The organism is Microbacterium cucumeris (assembly GCF_058349845.2).
The window spans coordinates 396,708-414,047 of sequence record NZ_JBYRIZ020000003.1 but is presented as its reverse complement, the minus strand read 5'-3'; the positions used below and the strand labels follow the sequence as shown (position 1 = coordinate 414,047).

17 protein-coding genes are annotated in these 17,340 nt (G+C 70.9%); 8 read left to right on the top strand and 9 right to left on the bottom strand.

Going from position 1 to position 17,340, the window contains the following annotated elements; genetic code table 11:
* Positions 1–15: 15 nt before the first annotated feature.
* The 3 genes from AC3RXZ_RS11070 to AC3RXZ_RS11060 are packed head-to-tail and all read left to right on the top strand — an operon-like array spanning position 16 to position 3,355.
* Entirely contained in the window at positions 16–924 is a 909-nt protein-coding gene (locus tag AC3RXZ_RS11070) for an MTAP family purine nucleoside phosphorylase (protein WP_491494055.1), read from the top strand.
* Positions 921–1,997, top strand: coding sequence for an NAD-dependent epimerase/dehydratase family protein (locus AC3RXZ_RS11065; RefSeq protein ID WP_491494054.1), 1,077 nt, complete (start codon positions 921–923; stop codon positions 1,995–1,997). Before AC3RXZ_RS11070 ends, AC3RXZ_RS11065 begins: the two co-directional genes overlap by 4 nt.
* Positions 1,998–2,005: 8 nt before the next feature.
* Positions 2,006–3,355, top strand: coding sequence for a hypothetical protein (locus tag AC3RXZ_RS11060; RefSeq protein WP_491494053.1), 1,350 nt, complete (start codon positions 2,006–2,008; stop codon positions 3,353–3,355).
* Positions 3,356–3,373: 18 nt separating this feature from the next.
* On the opposite strand, the gene AC3RXZ_RS11055 is transcribed toward AC3RXZ_RS11060, so the two are convergent.
* The gene (locus tag AC3RXZ_RS11055) at positions 3,374–4,423 is read right to left on the bottom strand and encodes an NAD(P)-dependent alcohol dehydrogenase (RefSeq protein ID WP_491494052.1); all 1,050 of its coding nucleotides are present in this window, start codon (positions 4,421–4,423) and stop codon (positions 3,374–3,376) included.
* 246 nt (positions 4,424–4,669) lie between these two features.
* Here AC3RXZ_RS11055 and AC3RXZ_RS11050 point away from each other — a divergent pair, with 246 nt between their 5' ends.
* Positions 4,670–6,175 carry an MATE family efflux transporter gene (locus AC3RXZ_RS11050; RefSeq protein ID WP_243228501.1) on the top strand — a complete coding sequence of 502 codons (1,506 nt, stop codon included), beginning with the start codon at positions 4,670–4,672 and terminating at the stop codon, positions 6,173–6,175.
* Here the strand turns inward: AC3RXZ_RS11050 and AC3RXZ_RS11045 are convergent.
* A complete protein-coding gene (locus AC3RXZ_RS11045) occupies positions 6,114–6,884 on the bottom strand; it encodes an alpha/beta fold hydrolase (RefSeq protein ID WP_491494122.1) in 771 nt (256 codons plus the stop codon). The genes AC3RXZ_RS11050 and AC3RXZ_RS11045 overlap by 62 nt on opposite strands.
* Before the next feature lie 199 nt (positions 6,885–7,083).
* Here AC3RXZ_RS11045 and AC3RXZ_RS11040 point away from each other — a divergent pair, with 199 nt between their 5' ends.
* A complete protein-coding gene (locus AC3RXZ_RS11040; protein WP_491494051.1) occupies positions 7,084–7,497 on the top strand; it encodes a hypothetical protein in 414 nt (137 codons plus the stop codon).
* On the opposite strand, the gene AC3RXZ_RS11035 is transcribed toward AC3RXZ_RS11040, so the two are convergent.
* Complete coding sequence (locus tag AC3RXZ_RS11035) at positions 7,465–9,162, bottom strand: AMP-binding protein (RefSeq protein WP_491494050.1); 1,698 nt, start codon at positions 9,160–9,162, stop codon at positions 7,465–7,467. The genes AC3RXZ_RS11040 and AC3RXZ_RS11035 overlap by 33 nt on opposite strands.
* 27 nt (positions 9,163–9,189) lie before the next feature.
* Positions 9,190–9,669, bottom strand: coding sequence for an Lrp/AsnC family transcriptional regulator (locus AC3RXZ_RS11030; protein ID WP_243228504.1), 480 nt, complete (start codon positions 9,667–9,669; stop codon positions 9,190–9,192).
* Positions 9,670–9,783: 114 nt separating this feature from the next.
* Here AC3RXZ_RS11030 and AC3RXZ_RS11025 point away from each other — a divergent pair, with 114 nt between their 5' ends.
* The gene (locus AC3RXZ_RS11025) at positions 9,784–11,010 is read left to right on the top strand and encodes a trans-sulfuration enzyme family protein (RefSeq protein WP_491494049.1); all 1,227 of its coding nucleotides are present in this window, start codon (positions 9,784–9,786) and stop codon (positions 11,008–11,010) included.
* On the opposite strand, the gene AC3RXZ_RS11020 is transcribed toward AC3RXZ_RS11025, so the two are convergent.
* From AC3RXZ_RS11020 to AC3RXZ_RS11005, 4 genes are read right to left on the bottom strand one after another with little or no spacing between them, the layout of a single operon-like run.
* Positions 10,986–12,896, bottom strand: a complete 1,911-nt coding sequence (locus tag AC3RXZ_RS11020; protein WP_491494048.1) for a M3 family metallopeptidase — start codon at positions 12,894–12,896, stop codon at positions 10,986–10,988. The two genes, AC3RXZ_RS11025 and AC3RXZ_RS11020, sit on opposite strands and share 25 nt — an antisense overlap.
* A 25-nt stretch (positions 12,897–12,921) precedes the next feature.
* Positions 12,922–13,785, bottom strand: a complete 864-nt coding sequence (locus AC3RXZ_RS11015; protein WP_491494047.1) for a metal ABC transporter permease — start codon at positions 13,783–13,785, stop codon at positions 12,922–12,924.
* Positions 13,782–14,513: a metal ABC transporter ATP-binding protein gene (locus tag AC3RXZ_RS11010; protein WP_491494046.1), complete on the bottom strand. Its 732-nt coding sequence runs from the start codon at positions 14,511–14,513 to the stop codon at positions 13,782–13,784. Before AC3RXZ_RS11010 ends, AC3RXZ_RS11015 begins: the two co-directional genes overlap by 4 nt.
* On the bottom strand, positions 14,510–15,424 hold the full coding sequence (locus AC3RXZ_RS11005) for a metal ABC transporter substrate-binding protein (protein ID WP_374208971.1): 915 nt from the start codon (positions 15,422–15,424) through the stop codon (positions 14,510–14,512). Before AC3RXZ_RS11005 ends, AC3RXZ_RS11010 begins: the two co-directional genes overlap by 4 nt.
* A 142-nt stretch (positions 15,425–15,566) precedes the next feature.
* On the opposite strand from AC3RXZ_RS11005, the gene AC3RXZ_RS11000 reads away from it, so the two are divergent.
* Together AC3RXZ_RS11000 and AC3RXZ_RS10995 are read left to right on the top strand one after the other, a co-directional pair.
* On the top strand, positions 15,567–16,181 hold the full coding sequence (locus AC3RXZ_RS11000; RefSeq protein ID WP_491494045.1) for a ClpP family protease: 615 nt from the start codon (positions 15,567–15,569) through the stop codon (positions 16,179–16,181).
* Positions 16,178–16,768: a ClpP family protease gene (locus tag AC3RXZ_RS10995; RefSeq protein ID WP_243228526.1), complete on the top strand. Its 591-nt coding sequence runs from the start codon at positions 16,178–16,180 to the stop codon at positions 16,766–16,768. The genes AC3RXZ_RS11000 and AC3RXZ_RS10995 overlap by 4 nt, the downstream gene beginning before the upstream one ends.
* A 221-nt stretch (positions 16,769–16,989) precedes the next feature.
* On the opposite strand, the gene AC3RXZ_RS10990 is transcribed toward AC3RXZ_RS10995, so the two are convergent.
* Positions 16,990–17,313 (bottom strand): helix-turn-helix domain-containing protein, encoded by a 324-nt coding sequence (locus tag AC3RXZ_RS10990; RefSeq protein ID WP_243228528.1) that lies wholly within the window; start codon positions 17,311–17,313, stop codon positions 16,990–16,992.
* Between the last annotated feature and the right edge of the window lie 27 nt (positions 17,314–17,340).

The following is a 17,340-nucleotide window of genomic DNA, read 5'->3' as shown; positions in this document are numbered from 1 at the left end:
GCGCAGTCTGAGGGCATGCAGCACGAACACGTCGAGATCGCCGTGATCGGCGGCTCCGGGCTCGCGTCCCTGGCGGTCGACGACGCCCGCACCCTGGAAGCCGTCCCCACCCCCTACGGCGTGGTGACCGGCATCGTCGTCGGTCGGCTCGGCGAACGTCGCATCGCGTTCCTGGCCCGGCACGGCGCCGGTCACCGCGTACCGCCGCACCGGATCGACGCCCGTGCGCAGCTGTGGGCGATCGCGGCGCTCGGCGCGCGCGTGCTCGTCTCCACCAACGCCGTCGGCGGTCTCGACCAGGACGCGCATCCCGGAGACCTGGTTCTCACCGACCAGCTCATCGATCGCACGTGGGGTCGCGCGGACACCTTCTTCGACGGCGAGGACCCGGCCGGCGGAGTCCAGCATCTGCCGTTCGCCGAGCCGTACAGCAGCTCATTGCGTGCCATCGCCGCCGCGGCGCTGCGAGCGGAAGGCGAGGATCCTCGGGAGTCGGCCACCAGCGTCGTGGTCCAGGGGCCGCGGTTCTCCACGCGCGCCGAGGCCGCCTGGCACCGTCTGATGGGGGCGCACATCGTGAACATGACGCAGCTGCCCGAGGCGGCTCTCGCCGCCGAACTCGGACTCGCGCACGTGAACATCGCGATCATCACCGACACGGACACCGAGCACGGCGACGGGGAGCAGGACCGCTCCGCCACCGCCGAGAGGGTGTTCCGCGTCATGGCGGAGGCGGGTCCGCGGCTGAACGCCGCGATCGCCGCTGTCGTCGCCGCGATCCCCGCCGGTTACGCCGAGCCGTCGGCGTTGCCGGAGGACGTGGTCCGCGGCATCCTGAGCCGGAGCGTCGTCGACGACGAAGCGCGCCGGCCGGGGCCCGGAGCGCCGGGCCGGCCGGACGATAACGGGGGCGGGGCCCCGTGACCCGGCGGCTGCTCGTGACCGGCGGACGCGGCTTCATCGGCGGGGCCGTCGTCGATCAGGCGCTCGCGGCCGGGTGGACCGTGCGGGTGCTCGATTCGCTGCGCCCCGACGTGCACGGGTCTGAGGGGACCGGGCGGCCGGTTCCCGCGGACGTCGAGGTCGTCGAGGGGGACGTCCGCGATCCGGATGCCGTGGCGCAGTGCCTGCGGGACGTCGACGCGGTCAGTCACCAGGCCGCGAAGGTCGGACTGGGCGTCGACATCGGCGACGCTCCCGAGTACGTGTCGTCCAACTCGCTCGGCACCGCGGTGCTGCTGCGGGCGATGCGCGACGCCGGCGTCCGGCGCCTCGTGCTGGCATCCTCGATGGTCGTCTACGGCGAGGGTCTGTACCGGGACGGCTCCTGGGTCGGTCAGGCACCGCCGCGGACGAGAGCCGACCTCGAGTCCGGCGTCTTCGACCCGCGCTCTGCGGAGACCGGGCGGCCGCTGCGTCCGGAGCTCATCGACGAGGATCAGCCCTGCGATCCGCGCAACACCTACGCGGCGACGAAGCTCGAGCAGGAGCTCCTGGCCAGGGACTGGGCGCGCGGCACCGGCGGCCGTGCCGCACTGCTGCGGTACCACAACGTGTACGGGCCGTGGATGCCGCAGGGGACGCCGTATGCGGGCGTCGCGTCGCTCTTCCGCTCGGCGCTGGAGCACGGCGAGGCGCCCGAGGTGTTCGAGGACGGCCTCCAGCGACGCGACTTCGTGCACGTGTCGGACGTGGCGGCGGCGAACACCGCCGCCCTGGACTGGACAGCGGACGGTCCGGCGGGCTCGGCGCGGGCCTTCAACGTCGGCAGCGGCGAGGTCCGGTCGATCGGCGATCTCGCCCGTGCTCTGGCGGGGGCGATGGGCGGCCCGGAACCCCGGATCACCGGGAGGTACCGACTCGGGGACGTGCGTCACATCACGGCCTCGTCCGCCCGCGCCCGCGCGGAACTGGGGTGGGCTCCCGTGGTGGGATTCGAGGACGGCGTCTCCCGGTTCGCGCACGATCCGCTGCGCTCGGCGGCCACCGGGGGATGAGCGCGACCGTGGCGCGCGCACGGGTGGCCGTGTGGGGCGGCGTCGCCGCCGCTGTGCTGATCGCGGCCGCGATGACTGTTCCCGCGCTGACCGGCTGGGTCGTGAAGGTCTCGACGCCGCCTCTTCACGCGGAATGGATGCCGCGGATCGGGCCCGGTCTTCCCGCGGCCGTGGCGCTGGGTGCGCTGGCGGTCGTGTTCGCCCCGGGGCTCGCCGGGCGGATGCGCTGGGTTCCGCTGCAGGCGACCGTGTTCGCGGCGGCGCTGGCGTGGCTGCTGTCGCTCGCGCTCGTCGACGGCCTGGACGGCATCGGCACGATCCTGAACCATCGCTACGAGTACCTCGGCACCGCGCGCGAGGTCACGGATTTCGGTGCGACCCTGCGCGAGTACGTCGACCGGATCCCGTATGCGCACGAGGACAACTGGCCCGTGCACATCGCGGGTCACCCGCCTGGTGCGCTGCTGTTCTTCTACCTCCTCGTGCGCATCGGGCTGGGCAGCGGCCTGGCGGCGGGGTTCGTCGTGATCCTGGTGGGGGCGACCATCCCCGTCGCCGTGCTCGGCGCCGTGCGGGCGCTGGGCGCCGAGCAGCTCGCGCGCCGAGCCGCGCCCGTGCTCGTGTTCACCCCGGCCGCGATCTGGATCGGAGTCTCCGGGGACGGCATGTTCACCGCGTTCGCGGCCTGGGGGCTGTGGGCGCTCGCCCGGGCGGCCACCGTGCGCCGACGAGGCGGCGGAGCCCTGGCGATGACGGTCTGGTCGGTGCTCGCCGGGCTCCTCCTCGGCTACTGCGTCATGCTGTCTTACGGGCTGCCGCTGCTCGGGGTGCTGGCGGTGGCGGTCCTCGCCGCCGGGCGATCGTGGTGGCCGATCCCGATCGCCGCCGCCGCGGCGCTTCTCGTCGTGCTGCTGTTCGCCGCCGGAGGCTTCGTGTGGTGGGAGGCGTTCCCGGTGCTGCAGCAGCGGTACTGGGACGGGGTCGCGTCGCGGCGTCCTCCGGAGTACTGGATGTGGGGCAATCTGGCGGCGTTCGCGATCAGCGCGGGGCCGATGGTCGCGGCATCCCTCGCGGGCGCCGTGGATGCCCGGTTCGGTCCCGCCCGGCGGACGCTCTCGGCCCCCGAACGCGACGCCGTCCGCACGATCGTGCTGCTGGTCGGTGCCGCGTGGGTGAGCATCGCGCTCGCGGACCTGTCGCAGATGAGCCGTGCGGAGGTCGAGCGCATCTGGCTGCCGTTCGTCCCCTGGGCGCTTCTGGGCCTGGCCCTGTTCGCGCAGCGGGCGCGACGGATCATGCTCGCGATCCAGATCGGCTTCGCGCTTCTCGTGCAGACGCTGCTGAACACCGGGTGGTGAGCGGCGGCGCCGACACGATCAGGCGCCGAGCGTCGACGTGTCGATGACGAAGCGATAGCGCACGTCCGAGGCCAGGACCCGCGCCCACGCCTCGTTCACCTCTGATGCCGCGATGATCTCGACCTCCGGGGCGATGCCGTGCTCGGCGCAGAAGTCCAGCATCTCCTGGGTCTCCGCGATGCCGCCGATGTTGGATCCCGCGAACGAGCGACGCCCGCCGATGAGCGTGCCGACGTGCAGGCTGAGCGGCTCCGCGGGGGCGCCGACGTTGACCAGCGTCCCGTCGAGGGCGAGCAGCTTGAGGTGGGCGTCCAGGTCGATCGGCGCGGAGACCGTGTTGATGATCAGGTCGAACGCACCGCGCAGGTCGCGGAACGTGGACGGGTCGTTCGTCGCGAACGCGCGGTCGGCGCCGAGCGACAGTGCGTCCTCCTTCTTGGCCAGGGTGCGGGTGAGCACGGTGACCTCAGCACCCATCGCGTGCGCGAGCTTGACGGCCATGTGGCCGAGCCCGCCGAGACCGACGACGGCGACGCGCGTGCCGGGCCCGGCGTTCCAGTGCCGCAGGGGCGAGTACGTGGTGATCCCGGCGCACAGCAACGGGGCGGCCTTCTCGAACGGGATCTCCTCCGGCAGACGCAGGACGAAGTCCTCGGTCACGACGACGCCGGTGGCGTAGCCGCCCTGCGTGATCGTGCCGTCGACGTCCGTGGCGCCGTACGTGCCGATCGCGCCGTTCAGGCAGTACTGCTCGGAACCGGCCAGGCAGTTCGCGCACTCGCCGCAGGAGTTGACGAGGCATCCGACCCCGACGCGGTCGCCCACCGCGTGCTTCGTGACCTCGGAGCCGACCTCCGCCACGACTCCCGCGATCTCGTGACCGACCGTGAGCGGGTAATGCTGCGGGCCCCAGTCGCCCTGGACGGTGTGGATGTCGGAGTGGCAGATGCCCGCCCAGCGGATGTCGATGCGCACGTCGCGCGGTCCGACGTCGCGGCGTTCGATCGTGCCGGTGGCGAGCGGAGCGGTGGCGGAGGGCGCGACGATGGCGGGAATCGTGGTGGGCATAGGACGAGCGTACGCGCAGACGCCGCGGTGGGGCCGCCATCGACCGGCATCCGAGATCCGGACAACCGCCCCGGATCCGGAAGAATCGCGGCGAATCCTCCGGATCTCGCGCCAAGCTCCGGATCTCAGCATCCGCGAAGCGGGCGGCACTTCCTGCTCGACGGGCTCGAATCGATTCGATACAATCGGATCCGCACCTCTGCGTGTGCTCCTCCCGATCCGCCCCCATCTGCCTGTCGAGCGACTGTGTCCACTTCCCTCACCACGGGCGCGCCCTGGCGCGTCATCCTCGCCTTCTCCGTCCCGCTGCTCATCGGCAACGTCGTCCAGCAGCTCTACCAGTTCGTCGACACGATCGTCGTCGGGCGTCAGCTCGGCGTCGACGCGCTCGCCGCGGTCGGCGCGACGGGCAGCCTGCTGTTCCTGCTGCTCGGATTCGCCTGGGGTCTGACGAGCGGATTCGCCATCCCGACGGCGCAGGCCTTCGGCGCCGGGGACGCCCGCGGCGTCCGGCGCTCGGTGGCCACGGGGACGATCCTCACCGGGGCGATGAGCATCGTGCTGACGATCGCCGCGCCGCTGCTCGCCCAGCCCGCGCTCGAGGCCATGCAGACGCCGCCCGAGCTCATGGACGACGCCGTCGTGTTCGCCCAGGTGAGCTTCCTCGGCGCTGCGGCGACGATGTTCTTCAACTACCTGGCCGCGATCATCCGCGCGATCGGGGACTCGCGCACGCCGCTGTGGTTCCTCACCCTCGCCTGTCTGCTGAACGTGGGCCTCGTCATCCTCATGGTGGGACCGCTCGGCTGGGGCGTCGCCGGGGCCGCGCTCGCGACCGTGGTGGCGCAGGGCATCTCCGTCGCGCTGTGCCTGGAGTATCTGCGCCGTCGACTGCATGACCTGCACGTCAAGCGCGACGACTGGCGCGTCACCCGCGGAGAGATCTGGGAGCACCTGCGCCTGGGTCTCCCGATGGGCTTCCAGGCGTCGATCATCGCGATCGGCACGCTGGCGGTCCAGGTCGCCCTGAACGAGCAGGGCGCGGATGCCGTGGCCGCCTGGACGGCCGGCTCGCGCGTCGACAGCCTCGCGAGCGCGCTGCTGGCGTCCCTGGGTCTGGCGACCAGCATGTTCGTCGCGCAGAACGTGGGCGCCGGCCGGCCCGACCGCATCCGCCGCGGCGTCGTGCAGGCGACGTGGATCGCGATCATCGGATCGGTGGCGCTCGGCGTGCTGCTCGTGGTGACGGGGTCCGCGATCGTGCAGGTCTTCGTCGGCGACGCGGCTCCCGACGTCGTCGACCTCGCGCATCTCATGCTGATCATCAACGCGTCCTGCTACGCCGTGCTCGGCGTGCTGTTCGTGCTCCGCGGGGCCCTGCAGGGTCTCGGCCACGCCATGATCCCCACGGTCACGGGCGTCGTCGAACTCGTGATGCGCGTGGTCGCGGCCGTGGTGTTCGGGGCGCTCTTCGGCTTCGTGGGCGTGGCCTGGAGCAACCCGCTCGCCTGGATCGGCGCGGTGGTGATCCTCGTCCCGGCCTACGTCCGCGAGCACCGCCGCCTGGCGCGCATGCCGATCACCGCGGCTGTCGTGACCGAGACCACGCCCATCCCCGTGGTGGGACCCACGAACAGCTCCCTCGTCGTGGACGCGGTCGTCACGTCGCCGATCCCGCTGCCCGGTGCGGTCAACGCTCCGCGAGGAAGGCGAGCGCGGCTTCGCGGAAGGCGCGGGACCCGGGTGCGTTGAAGTGGTGCCGATCGGGGATCTCGAGGAACCGGCCCTGCGGGGCAGCGGATGCGAGATGGCGTGATCCCTCGATGATGGCGTCCTGCGATCCCGTCGCGAACAGCACCGGCTGCTGCGGTGCCTGAGCCGTGTCGGGATCGATCGTGCGCGATGCGCGCATGCCCTCCGCGAGGGCGAGCAGGGCGCGCAGGTCGTTGCCCGGGACCCGTTCGGTCAGGGCGATGTAGTTCTGCGTCGCGGCATCCGTCACCTCCGCGCCGTCCGTGATGTGACGGCGGACCTGGTCGAGATCGAGCCGGGCGAGGGGGATGCCCTCCGGCACGCCGCCCAGAACGGCGCGCGTGATCCGGTCCGGCAGGTCGACTGCGACCTGCCAGCCGACTCTCGCGCCGAGCGAGTAGCCCACGTAGCGCGCCTCCTCGACCAGGTAGGTGTCGAGTACGGTCTCCAGATCCGACGCGAGCCTGCGCACGTCGTACCCGTTCGCCTCGTGCGGCTTGTCGCTGAGGCCGTGGCCGCGCTGATCGACGCCGAGCACGAAGTAGCCCGCCTGCTCGAGCATCCGGGTCCAGCCCGTCAGAACCCAGTTGTCGCGCGTGCTGGACGCGAAGCCGTGCACGATGACGACGGCCGGAGCGTCCGGATCCCCCCACGTGTAGGTCGCCAGACGCACGCCCTCGCCGACGAAGACGTGCTGCGGTTCGGGCATCCGGTTCAGTTCCGAGAGACGTACGGCCACCCCTCCATCATGGACCCGGGGCGGGGGAGCGGAGCCGTCGGAAACGCGGGTCGAGCAGCCCGCGGGGGATCCGACCGGGGGATGACGACGGATCGTCCTATCGATGGATGCGCACGCGCCGATGCTCGCCTAGCCTTGTCAGCAAGGAGAGTGCATCGGGGGGTGCAAGATGGTTTCATCGACGGCTGTGGCCAACGGATTGGCCGGCCTGTTCGTGCCGATCGGGATCGTCGGGGCGGGTATCGCGGTGCTGTGCGCGCTCGTCGCGACCGTCATGATCGCGCGCGGGTCCAACGGGATGGCGGGCGGCGCGATCGGCGTCTGGATCGTGGGTGCGCTGCTGAGCGTCGCCGCGGTGTTCGCGACCGTGTGGATGCCGCTGCTGGTGTCCGGGGTGGCGCTCGTCGCCGCGCTGGTGATCGGCGGGATCGTGCGGGCGGTGCTGTCCGCGCGACCGGAACGACCGGTGCCCGAACGCGCGGACGAGCAGACGGTTCCCGCCAAGCCCGCGGTCCCTGCAGCCTCGGTCGCGACGGCCAAGCCGGTCACGTCAACGGTGGTCGCGGTCCAGGTGCTGCCCTGACGCATCCGCGCCGGCCGCCACGCGCTCGGCCTCGCGCGCGCGGAGCTCGACGCGGCGGATCTTCCCCGAGATCGTCTTCGGGAGCTCCGGGACGAACTCGATGATCCGCACCCACAGGTGCGACGAGAGCCGTTCCCGAGCGAACGCGTAGATCGCTCCGGCCGCGGCGGTCTCGTCCCCGGCATCCGGGCGCAGGCAGATGTAGGCCTTCGGGACCGACAGCCGCGTCGGGTCCGGGCTCGGGACGACGGCCGCCTCGACGACGAGTTCGTGCTCCAGCAGCACGGACTCGAGTTCGAACGGCGAGATCTTGTAGTCCGAGGCCTTGAAGACGTCGTCCGCCCGCCCGATGTAGGTCAGGTACCCGTCCGCGTCGCGCGTCGCGATGTCGCCGGTGTGATGGAACCCGCCCGCGCGGGACTCGGCCGTCCTGGCGGCATCCCGGTAGTAACCGGCCATGAGGCCCACAGGCTCCTCCGTGAGATCCAGGGCGATCTCGCCTTCGTCATCGACCAGCTGCCCGGTCACGGGGTCCAGCAGCACGACCGGGTAGCCGGGCAGCGGGCGTCCCATCGACCCGTCCTTGACGACCTGCCCGGGCGAGTTGCCGACGCAGGCCGTCATCTCGGTCTGGCCGAACCCGTCGCGGATCGTGCCGCCCCATGCGTCGCGCACCCGGGTGATGACCTCGGGATTGAGCGGCTCGCCCGCGCCGACGAGCTCGCGCGGCGGGTGCGTGAGGCGGGCGAGGTCGGCCTGGATCAGCATCCGCCAGACCGTCGGCGGTGCGCAGAACGTCGAGACGTGATGCGTGTCCATGACCTCCATGAGGGCGTTCGCGTCGAAGCGGGCGTAGTCGTACACGAACACGGTCGCCTGAGCCAGGAACGGCGAGTAGAAGCTCGACCAGGCGTGCTTGGCCCATCCCGGGGACGAGATGTTCAGGTGCACATCCCCGGGCCGCACACCCAGCCACCACATCGTCGACAGGTGACCGACCGGATACGACACGTGCGTGTGCTGCACGAGCTTCGGGCGGCTCGTGGTCCCGGAGGTGAAGTAGAGCAGGCTCGTGTCGGAGGCCGGCGTCGGCGCGTCCGGCTCGAACACGTCGGATGCGGCGGCGGAATCGGCGAAGTCGATCCAGCCGTCCGGGACGTCGCCGACCGCGATCCGCAGCACGTCTCCGCTGACGCGGTCGGCGAGCGGGCCGAGCGTCACGACCGCCGTGGCCTCGCCGTGCTCGATCCGGTAGGCGAGGTCGGATGCCGAGAGAAGCGTCGAGGTGGGGATCGACACCGCGCCGACCTTGGTGATGCCGAGCATGACCTCCCACAACTCGATCGAGTTGTTCAGCATCACGATCACGTGGTCGCCGCGCCGGATGCCGAGGCCGGTCAGCCAGTTCGCCACCTGATCGCTGCGCCGGGAGAGCTCGCCGTAGCTCCAGGTCCGGACGCTGAGGTCGGCGGACACGATCTGCACGGCGGCGCGCTCCGGGTGCTCGCCGGCGACGACGTCGAACCACTCCAGCGCGAAGTTGAACTCGTCGAGCCGCGGCCAGCGGAATCCGGCGCGGGCGCCCTCGTAGTCGGTGGCGTGATCGAACAGGAGATCGCGCATCTCGCGGATCGCGGTCGTGGCGGCGGTGGCAGGACGGCTCATGCCTTCCATCCTGCACCCCGCGTCGCGTCAGCCCAGCAGGCCGCGGCCGTCCCGGAGCTCGAAGACCAGTTGCGTCTCGGTGCCACGGACGACCGGGTGGATCGTGATGTGCTCGAGCACGATGTCGCGCAGCGCCGCGGCGTCCTGCACGGCCACGTGCACGAGGAAGTCGTCGACGCCCGCGACGTGGAAGACCTGCAGCACGCGAGGGATCGCCACGAGCGCGTCGAACAGCGCTGTGACCTTGGCGCCGGTGTGGTTGGCGAGGCGCACCTTGATCATCGCCTGCAGCGGGAACCCGAGCGCCGCCTCGTCGACACGGATGCGGATGTCGCGGATGATCCCGCGCGTGCGCAGCGATCGGACGCGGTGCGCGCACGTGGATTCGGCCAGACCCAGGCGCGTCGCGAGCGCCTTGTTCGTGATGTCGGCGCGCTCGCCGAGGGCCGCGAGGATCTCGAGGTCGAGGTGGTCGAGGGATGCCGCGGGCGGTGGCGTTTTCGTCAAGGTCGTGCTCCTTCCGGCATCCGATCTCGCTCGAAATCGCAGGATCGGCAGTCAGCTCTGCGGATGCTGTCGAATCGTCCCACTTCTTTTGCGAAGTCCGCAACGATGGCGAGCATGCATCCCGAGACCCTTGCCGTGCACAGCGGGCGGGAGGACCTCTCCGCCCTGGGCGTGCACGCCCTTCCGATCGATCTGTCCACGACCAATCCGCTGCCCGATGTCGAACGCGGCGGAGAGTCCTACGAGGCCATGGCCACGGGCGGCCGGCCGCCGTCGGAGGGCAGCATGGTCTATGCGAGGCTGTGGAATCCGACGGTCGCGCGGTTCGAAGGCGCTCTCGCCGAGCTGGAGCACGCCGAGGCCGCCGTCGCTTTCGGCTCCGGCATGGCGGCGATGACCGCAGCCGTCCTCGCCCTGTGCGGGGAGTCCGGGCGGCGTCACGTCGTCGCCGTGCGTCCGCTGTACGGCGGGACGGACCACCTGCTCGGATCGGGGATGCTGGGGGTGGAGGCGACCTACTGCCACCCTGCCGAGGTCGCAGCCGCCGTGCGCCCGGACACCGGGCTCGTCATCGTCGAGACGCCGGCCAACCCCACGCTCGACCTCGTCGACATCGGCGACCTCGTGGCGGCTGCGGGCGACGCGCCCGTGCTCGTGGACAACACCTTCGCGACGCCGATCCTGCAGAACCCGCTCGATCATGGCGCGGCTCTGTCGCTGCACAGCGCGACGAAGTACCTGGGCGGGCACGGCGACGTCATCGCGGGAGTGATCGCGTGCCGCGAGTCCACGGCGGAGGCGCTGCGCCGCGTGCGCGCGGTGACGGGCGGGCTGCTGCATCCTCTCGGCGCGTACCTCCTGCATCGCGGCCTGACGACGCTGCCGATCCGGATCGAGCGGCAGCAGCAGAGCGCGCGGCGCATCGTGCAGTGGCTGATCGACCGTCCCGAGGTGGAGGAGGTCTTCTACCCCGGGCTGGACGGCGATCAGCGCGGCATCCTGGACCGGCAGATGCGGGGCACCGGGGCCATGGTCGCGATGCGCGTGCGCGGCGGATACCCGGCCGCGAGCGCGGTGGCCGCGGCGACGCGGCTGTTCACCCACGCGGTGTCGCTGGGCGGCGTGGATTCTCTGATCCAGCATCCGGCCGCCCTCACGCACCGGCCGGTGCCGGCCGAGGCGCGACCGGGCGCCGACGTGCTGCGGCTCTCAATCGGTCTGGAGCATCCCGACGATCTCATCGCCGACCTGGCACAGGCCTTCGCCGCCGTCCCCTCCGCCGCTTCGCTCGGGTGGGGGGCAGGACGAGTACCGCGTCAGGAACCGAGCCAGGCGCCGTAGGCGTCGAAGGAGTACGGGCGGCCGAGGAACGACGCGACGAGGTCTGCTGCGTCGGCAGCTCCACCACGCGCAAGCACCTCGTCGCGATACCGTCCGGCGACCGCCGGCGCGAACAGGTCGCTCGGGTCGAACGCGCTGAACAGGTCCTTGGCGATCACGAGGCTCCACATGTACGTGTAGTAAGCCGAGCTGTATGCGGTCAAGTGCCCGAATGCGGCCTGCATGTGGGTGCCGGGCACCCGACCGAGGGCCTCGTAGCGCTCGGACAGCTCCTGCACGGCCACGTCGTGATCGGCGGGGTTCTCGAGATGCAGCCGATACGAGACGGCGGCGTAGAACATCTGCCGGCGCACCCAGATGCCTCGTCCGAAGTCCGCGGCCCTTCTCAGCCGCGCCACGAGCTCGGCGGGGATCGGCTCGCCCGCGGCATCCACGGCGAAGGACCGCAGGATGTCGGCATCCCAAGCCCACTCCTCGAGCATCTGGGACGGGGCCTCGACGAAATCCCACTCCGTCGCGACGCCCGAGAACCTCGCCCACTTCTGATCTCCGCCGAGCACGTGATGCAGCAGGTGCCCGAACTCGTGGAACAGCGTCTTCACCTGCTCGTGCTCCATCAACCCGCGAGGGAAGTTGCACACCAGGACGCCCTCCGGGAGCTGGATGCCGTGCACGCCGGTGACCAGGTCGAACTGCGCCGCGTGCTTGTACTTGCCTTCTCGCGGGTGCAGATCGAGATGGATGCGCCCGAGTCTGGTGTTGCCGCGCAGGACGTCGTAGCTCGTGACGTCCTCGGCCCAGGTCGCGACCCCGTGCACTTCGCGATACGTCAGCCCGAACAGCCGGCCCGTGACGGCGAGCAGTCCTTCGCGCACGCGGGGGAAGTCCAGGTAACGGCGCACATCCTGTGCGTCGACGTCGTACTGCTCCCGACGGATGAGCTCCTCGTAGTAGTCGGAGTCGGCCGTGGTGATGCCGGTGAGGGACGGGTCGTCCTGACGGGCGCGGGCGAGCAGGGCATCGGCCTCCTCACGGGCCGCGGCATCTGCGAGGTCGGCGATGCGGTCGATGAACTCGCCGATCGCGTCGCCGGTGCCGATCATCTTCACCTCGGCATCGAAATCCGGCCAGGATGCGTAGCCGAGCAGATGCGCCTGCTCGGCGCGCAGGTCCAGCAGCTCGTGCAACAGGGCGTCGTTCTCCGGCCAGCCGCGCGAGTTGAAGGCGCGCGTGAGCTCTTCGCGCGCTGCGCGGTCCTGCGCGTAGTTGCGGAACGGGCGCACGTCCGGATAGTCGGTCGTGATCTCCACGAGCCCGTCGGGTCCGGCTGGGTGCGCGGCGATGAAGTCCTCTGGCAGGCCCTCCAGCCGGTCCGGCGCGATCCGGATGCTGCGCACATCGTCGCGCACATGGCGCGAGAACTCCTGGTCGACCGCCGTGATGCGCGCGCTGATCGCGGCCAGTCGTGCGCGGGTGGCGTCGTCGCGATCCACGCCGCCGCGCCGGAAATCCCGCAGCACCCGATCGAGCAGCCGCGTCGCCTCGGCGTCGAGCTCTGTTGCGTCGAGCGCGGAGAGCGCCTCGAACAGCTCGCGGTCCTGGTCGCGCTCGGTCACGAACGCGGATGCGTCCTGCAGGCGCTGTTCGGCGAGTCCCCGCACGGCGGCGTCCGGATGCACCTCGGCAAGCAGCTGCGTGAGACTGGAGGCGTTCGCGGTCGCGATCTCGCCGAGATTCCACAGCTCCAGGGTCTCCAGCGCCGAGCGGCGCGTGCCGTCCTTGAGACGCGTGACGACGTCCCGCGCGGTCGCGAGCGCGTCTCCCGCGCGCTTCTCGATGAACGCGCTCCAGTCGTCGGCGGGCAGGGCGAGAGGTTCCAGAGCCATGCGCCTCAGCCTATGATGCGGTCCTTCAGCGCCCGGCGGCCGCCACCCGTCGCCGGAAGATCCGCCGGCCGATGAGGCCCTGACGCGGGTCGAACAGGTACACCAGGGCGAAGGCCGCTCCCTGCACGACCACGACCAGTCCGCCGGGGGCGGCGTCCATCCAGTAGCTGAGGTAGATGCCGGTCACGCTGCAGGCCGCCGACAGCAGGGGCGCGATCACCAGCATCCGGCCGAAGCGGTCGGTCAGGAGCTGGGCTGTCGCGCCGGGGATGATGAGCATCGCGACCACGAGCACCACCCCGACCACCTGCAGGGCCACCACCGCCGTCAGCGCCAGTACGCCGAGCAGCAGCGCCCCGAGCATCCGTGGAGAGAGGCCGATCGCGAACGCATGCGTCGGATCGAACGCGTACAGGGTGAGGTCGCGGCGCTTGACGAGCAGCACGGCGAAGGCGACGGCCGCCAGGATCGCGACCTGCACGAGGTCGGCCGCGGACACCCCGAGGATGTTCCCGAAGATGATGTGGTTCAGATCGGTCTGGCTGGGCGTCACCGAGATGAGCACGAGGCCGAGCGCGAACAGGGTCGTGAACACGATGCCGATCGCGGCATCCTCCTTCACGCGGCTGGTGCCGCGGATGGCCCCGATCAGGGCGACCGCGAGGAATCCGAACACGAGCGCGCCGAGCGCGAAGGGCGCGCCGAGAACGTAGGCGATCACGACTCCGGGCAGCACGGCGTGGGACACCGCGTCGCCCATCAGCGACCACCCGACGAGCACGAGCCAGCAGGACAGCAGTGCGCAGACGACCGCCGCCATGACGGTGGTGGCGAGCGCCCGCACCATGAAGTCGTACTGCAGCGGCTCGAGGATCCAGTCCCAGATCATGCGGCGTCCCCCTCGGCATCCAGACCGAACGCCCGCGCCAGTTGTGCGGGCTGCAGGGCGTCGGCGACCGAACCGTGGAACAGCACGCGGCGCAGCAGCAGCACCGCGTCGTCGGCCAGGTCGGGCAGGGCGTGCAGGTCGTGCGTGGACACCAGCACGGTGCGTCCGGAGGCGGCGAGCTCACGCAGGAGCCGGACGATCGTCGCCTCGCTGCGCTTGTCGACGCCTGCGAAGGGCTCGTCGAGCAGGAGGATGCCGGCGTCCTGCGCGATCCCGCGGGCGACGAACGCACGCTTGCGCTGCCCGCCCGACAGCCGGCCGATCTGGCGGTCGGCGAGGTCGGCGAGCTCGACCCGTTCGAGCGCCTCGTCGACGGCTGCGCGATCGGAGGCCCGCGCTCGTCGCATGGGGCCCTGGTGACCATAACGTCCCATCATGACGACGTCCCGCACCGAGACAGGGAAGTACCAGTCGACCTCCTCGCTCTGCGGCAGGTAGCCGACGAGACCGCGGCGGCGGGCGGAGGTCGGGTCGGAACCGGAAAGGGCCACCGTTCCGCGCTCGGGCCGGACCAGTCCGAGGATCGTCTTGAACAGCGTGGACTTCCCCGAGCCGTTCATGCCGATCAATCCGGTCACCCGCCCCGGCGAGACCTCGAGCGAGACGTTCTCGAGCGCCAGGACGTCCCCGAACCGGACGGTGACGCCGTCGACCGCGATCTCGCTCATCCGGCACCCCCGGTGAGACCGTCGACGATCAGGGCGGCGTCGTGGCGGATGAGGTCGAGATAGGTCGGCACGGGGCCGTCGGCCTCGGACAGCGAGTCCACGTAGAGGGTGCCGCCGAACTCGGCGTCCGTCGCCTCGACGACCTGCTGCATGGGCTTGTCGGAGACCGTCGACTCGCAGAACACCGCGGGGACGTCGTTGTCCTCGACGAACTCGATGACCCCGGCGATCTGCTGCGGCGTCGCCTGCTGCTCGGCGTTCACCGGCCAGATGTACGCCTCGGTCAGACCGGCATCCCTCGCGAGGTACGAGAACGCACCCTCGCAGGTGACCAGCGCGCGCTGTTCGGCGGGCAGTCCGGCGAGGGCGTCGACGAGCTCGTCCTGCACCTGCTGCAGCTCGGCCTTGTACGCCTCGGCGTTGGCGGCGTAGTCATCGGCATGATCGGGATCCAGGTCCGCGAAGGCCTCGGCCATGGCGTCGACGTAGAGCTGGGCGTTGGACGGACTCATCCAGGCGTGCGGATTGGGCTTGCCGGCGTAGGCGTCGCCGGTGATGTCGATGACGTCGACCTCTTCGGACACCACCACGTGCGGGACGTCGACCGACTCGACGAACTGCGCGAACCACACCTCGAGGTTCAGCCCGTTGTCGAGGATGAGGTCGGCGTCGGAGGCCCGGCGGACGTCGCCCGGCGTCGGCTCGTACCCGTGGATCTCCGCGCCGGGCTTCGTGATCGACTCCACGCGCAGGTGCTCGCCGGCGACGTTCTGGGCGATGTCCGTGAGCACGGTGAACGTCGTCAGCACCACGGGACGATCGTCGGCGGGATCGGATACCGTGGCGCATCCCGTCAGCGCGATCAGGCCGACGGCGACGGATGCCACGGCGAGGCGAAGATTTTTAGGCACACCGAAAACCTACCTTTTCGGTGTGCCTAAAACAACCGGTCCTCGAGCGTGCGCCCCGGCCGTTTCGCCGCGCCGCTCACAGCAGATCCGCCCACGGCGGATTCCCGAGACGGACGGGGAGCCGGCGGCGCACGCTGGAGTCATGAGCGAAGAGAACCCCATCCCGCAGTTCGGTCCTGAGGCCCGACGCGCCCTGTTCCACGAGCGCGTGATCGTGCTCGACGGCGCCCTCGACGACGACAACGGCACGCTGCTGATGACGCAGCTGCTGACCCTCTCCGCAGAGGACCCCGTCGCCGACATCGCCCTGTGGATCCATTCGCCGGGAGGCTCGGTCCCGGCGATGCTCGCGATCCGCGATCTCATGCACCTCATCCCCAACGACGTCTCGACGCTCGTGCTGGGCATGGCGGCCAGCGCAGGGCAGTTCCTGCTGTCCGGCGGGACGAAGGGCAAGCGCCGGGCGCTGCCGCACGCGCGCGTGCTCATGCACCAGGGCTCGGCGGGCATCGGCGGATCGGCCGTCGAGATCGAGGTGCAGGCCGACGATCTCCGACAGATGCGCGACACCGTGCTCGGGCTGATCGCCGAGGACACCGGTCAGTCGGCCGAGCGCATCTTCGAGGACTCGCTGCACGACCGCTGGTACACGGCATCCGAAGCGCTGGACTACGGCTTCATCGACGAGATCATCACCTCGACCGCCGAGGTGTTCCCGCGCCGGCGCGCGCGGGTCGGACTGGGAGGGCAGTCATGAGCAGCTACACGATCCCCAACGTCATCGCGCAGCACCCACGGGGAGAGCGCGTCATGGACGTCTACTCCCACCTGCTCGCCGAGCGGGTGATCTACCTCGGCACCGGCATCGATGCGGGGGTGGCGAACGCCCTGATCGCGCAGCTGCTGCACCTGGATGCGGATGCTCCCGACACCGGCATCCAGTTCTACATCAACAGCGAGGGCGGGGATCCCGGCGCAGCGCTGGCGATCTACGACACCATGCAGCACATCCGGCCCGCCATCGCGACGACCTGCGTCGGGCAGGCCATCGGACCGGCGGCGCTGCTCGTCGCCGCCGGCGCCGACGGCCAGCGCGCCGCGCTCACGCACGCGCGGATCGTGCTGCACCAGCCGGCAGGGCAGTCGCGCGGGGCGATCCCGGATCTCATCCTCGCCGCCGACGAGGTCGTCCGGGTGCGGTCGGACCTCGAGGCCGTGCTCGCGCGGCACACCGGCCGATCCGTCGAGACGCTGAGGGCCGACACCGATCGGGACCGGGTGTTCACGGCATCCGCGGCCCAGGAGTACGGGCTCATCGACACGGTGCTCGGCGCACGCGGCTGACCGTCCGACTGCGCGTGCGAGTCGCGCCCGCGGGTCCGTCCCGGGGGCCTGCGAGTCGCGCCCGCGGGTTCTGCGACACCTTTCAGCGATTGCGCCAGAAAGCTACTGACGCAATTGTCAGAAGGTGCAGCAGAACCCGCGCGGGAGCAGAACCCGCGCGAGCGCGGCGGAACCCGAGCGGGCGCACAGCCCGCGCGGGAGTGCGAGCCCGGGCCGAAGGGTCAGGCGGCGAGGGCGAACGCTCCGCGGGATGCCGGGACGGATGCCGGCACCGTCCGCAGCTCGTCCGCGATGGCGCTCGTCAACTCGATGAGGCTGGTGTCCAGCGCCCCGGCGATCGCGGCGATCATCTCGCTGGACGGCTCCTTGAGCCCGCGCTCCACCTCGGAGAGGTACTGCGGCGACACGCCGGCCTTCTCCGCCGTCTCCGCGAGGATCTCCTCGCGTTCGTGCCGACGGCGACGCAGTTGGTCGCCGAGCAGTTCGCGCCAGAGCGGCTCCGGATCGCGATTCACAGGACGCGGGAACGGGACGATGTCGGCCATGCGCTCACGATAATCCGCCTCTCCGAT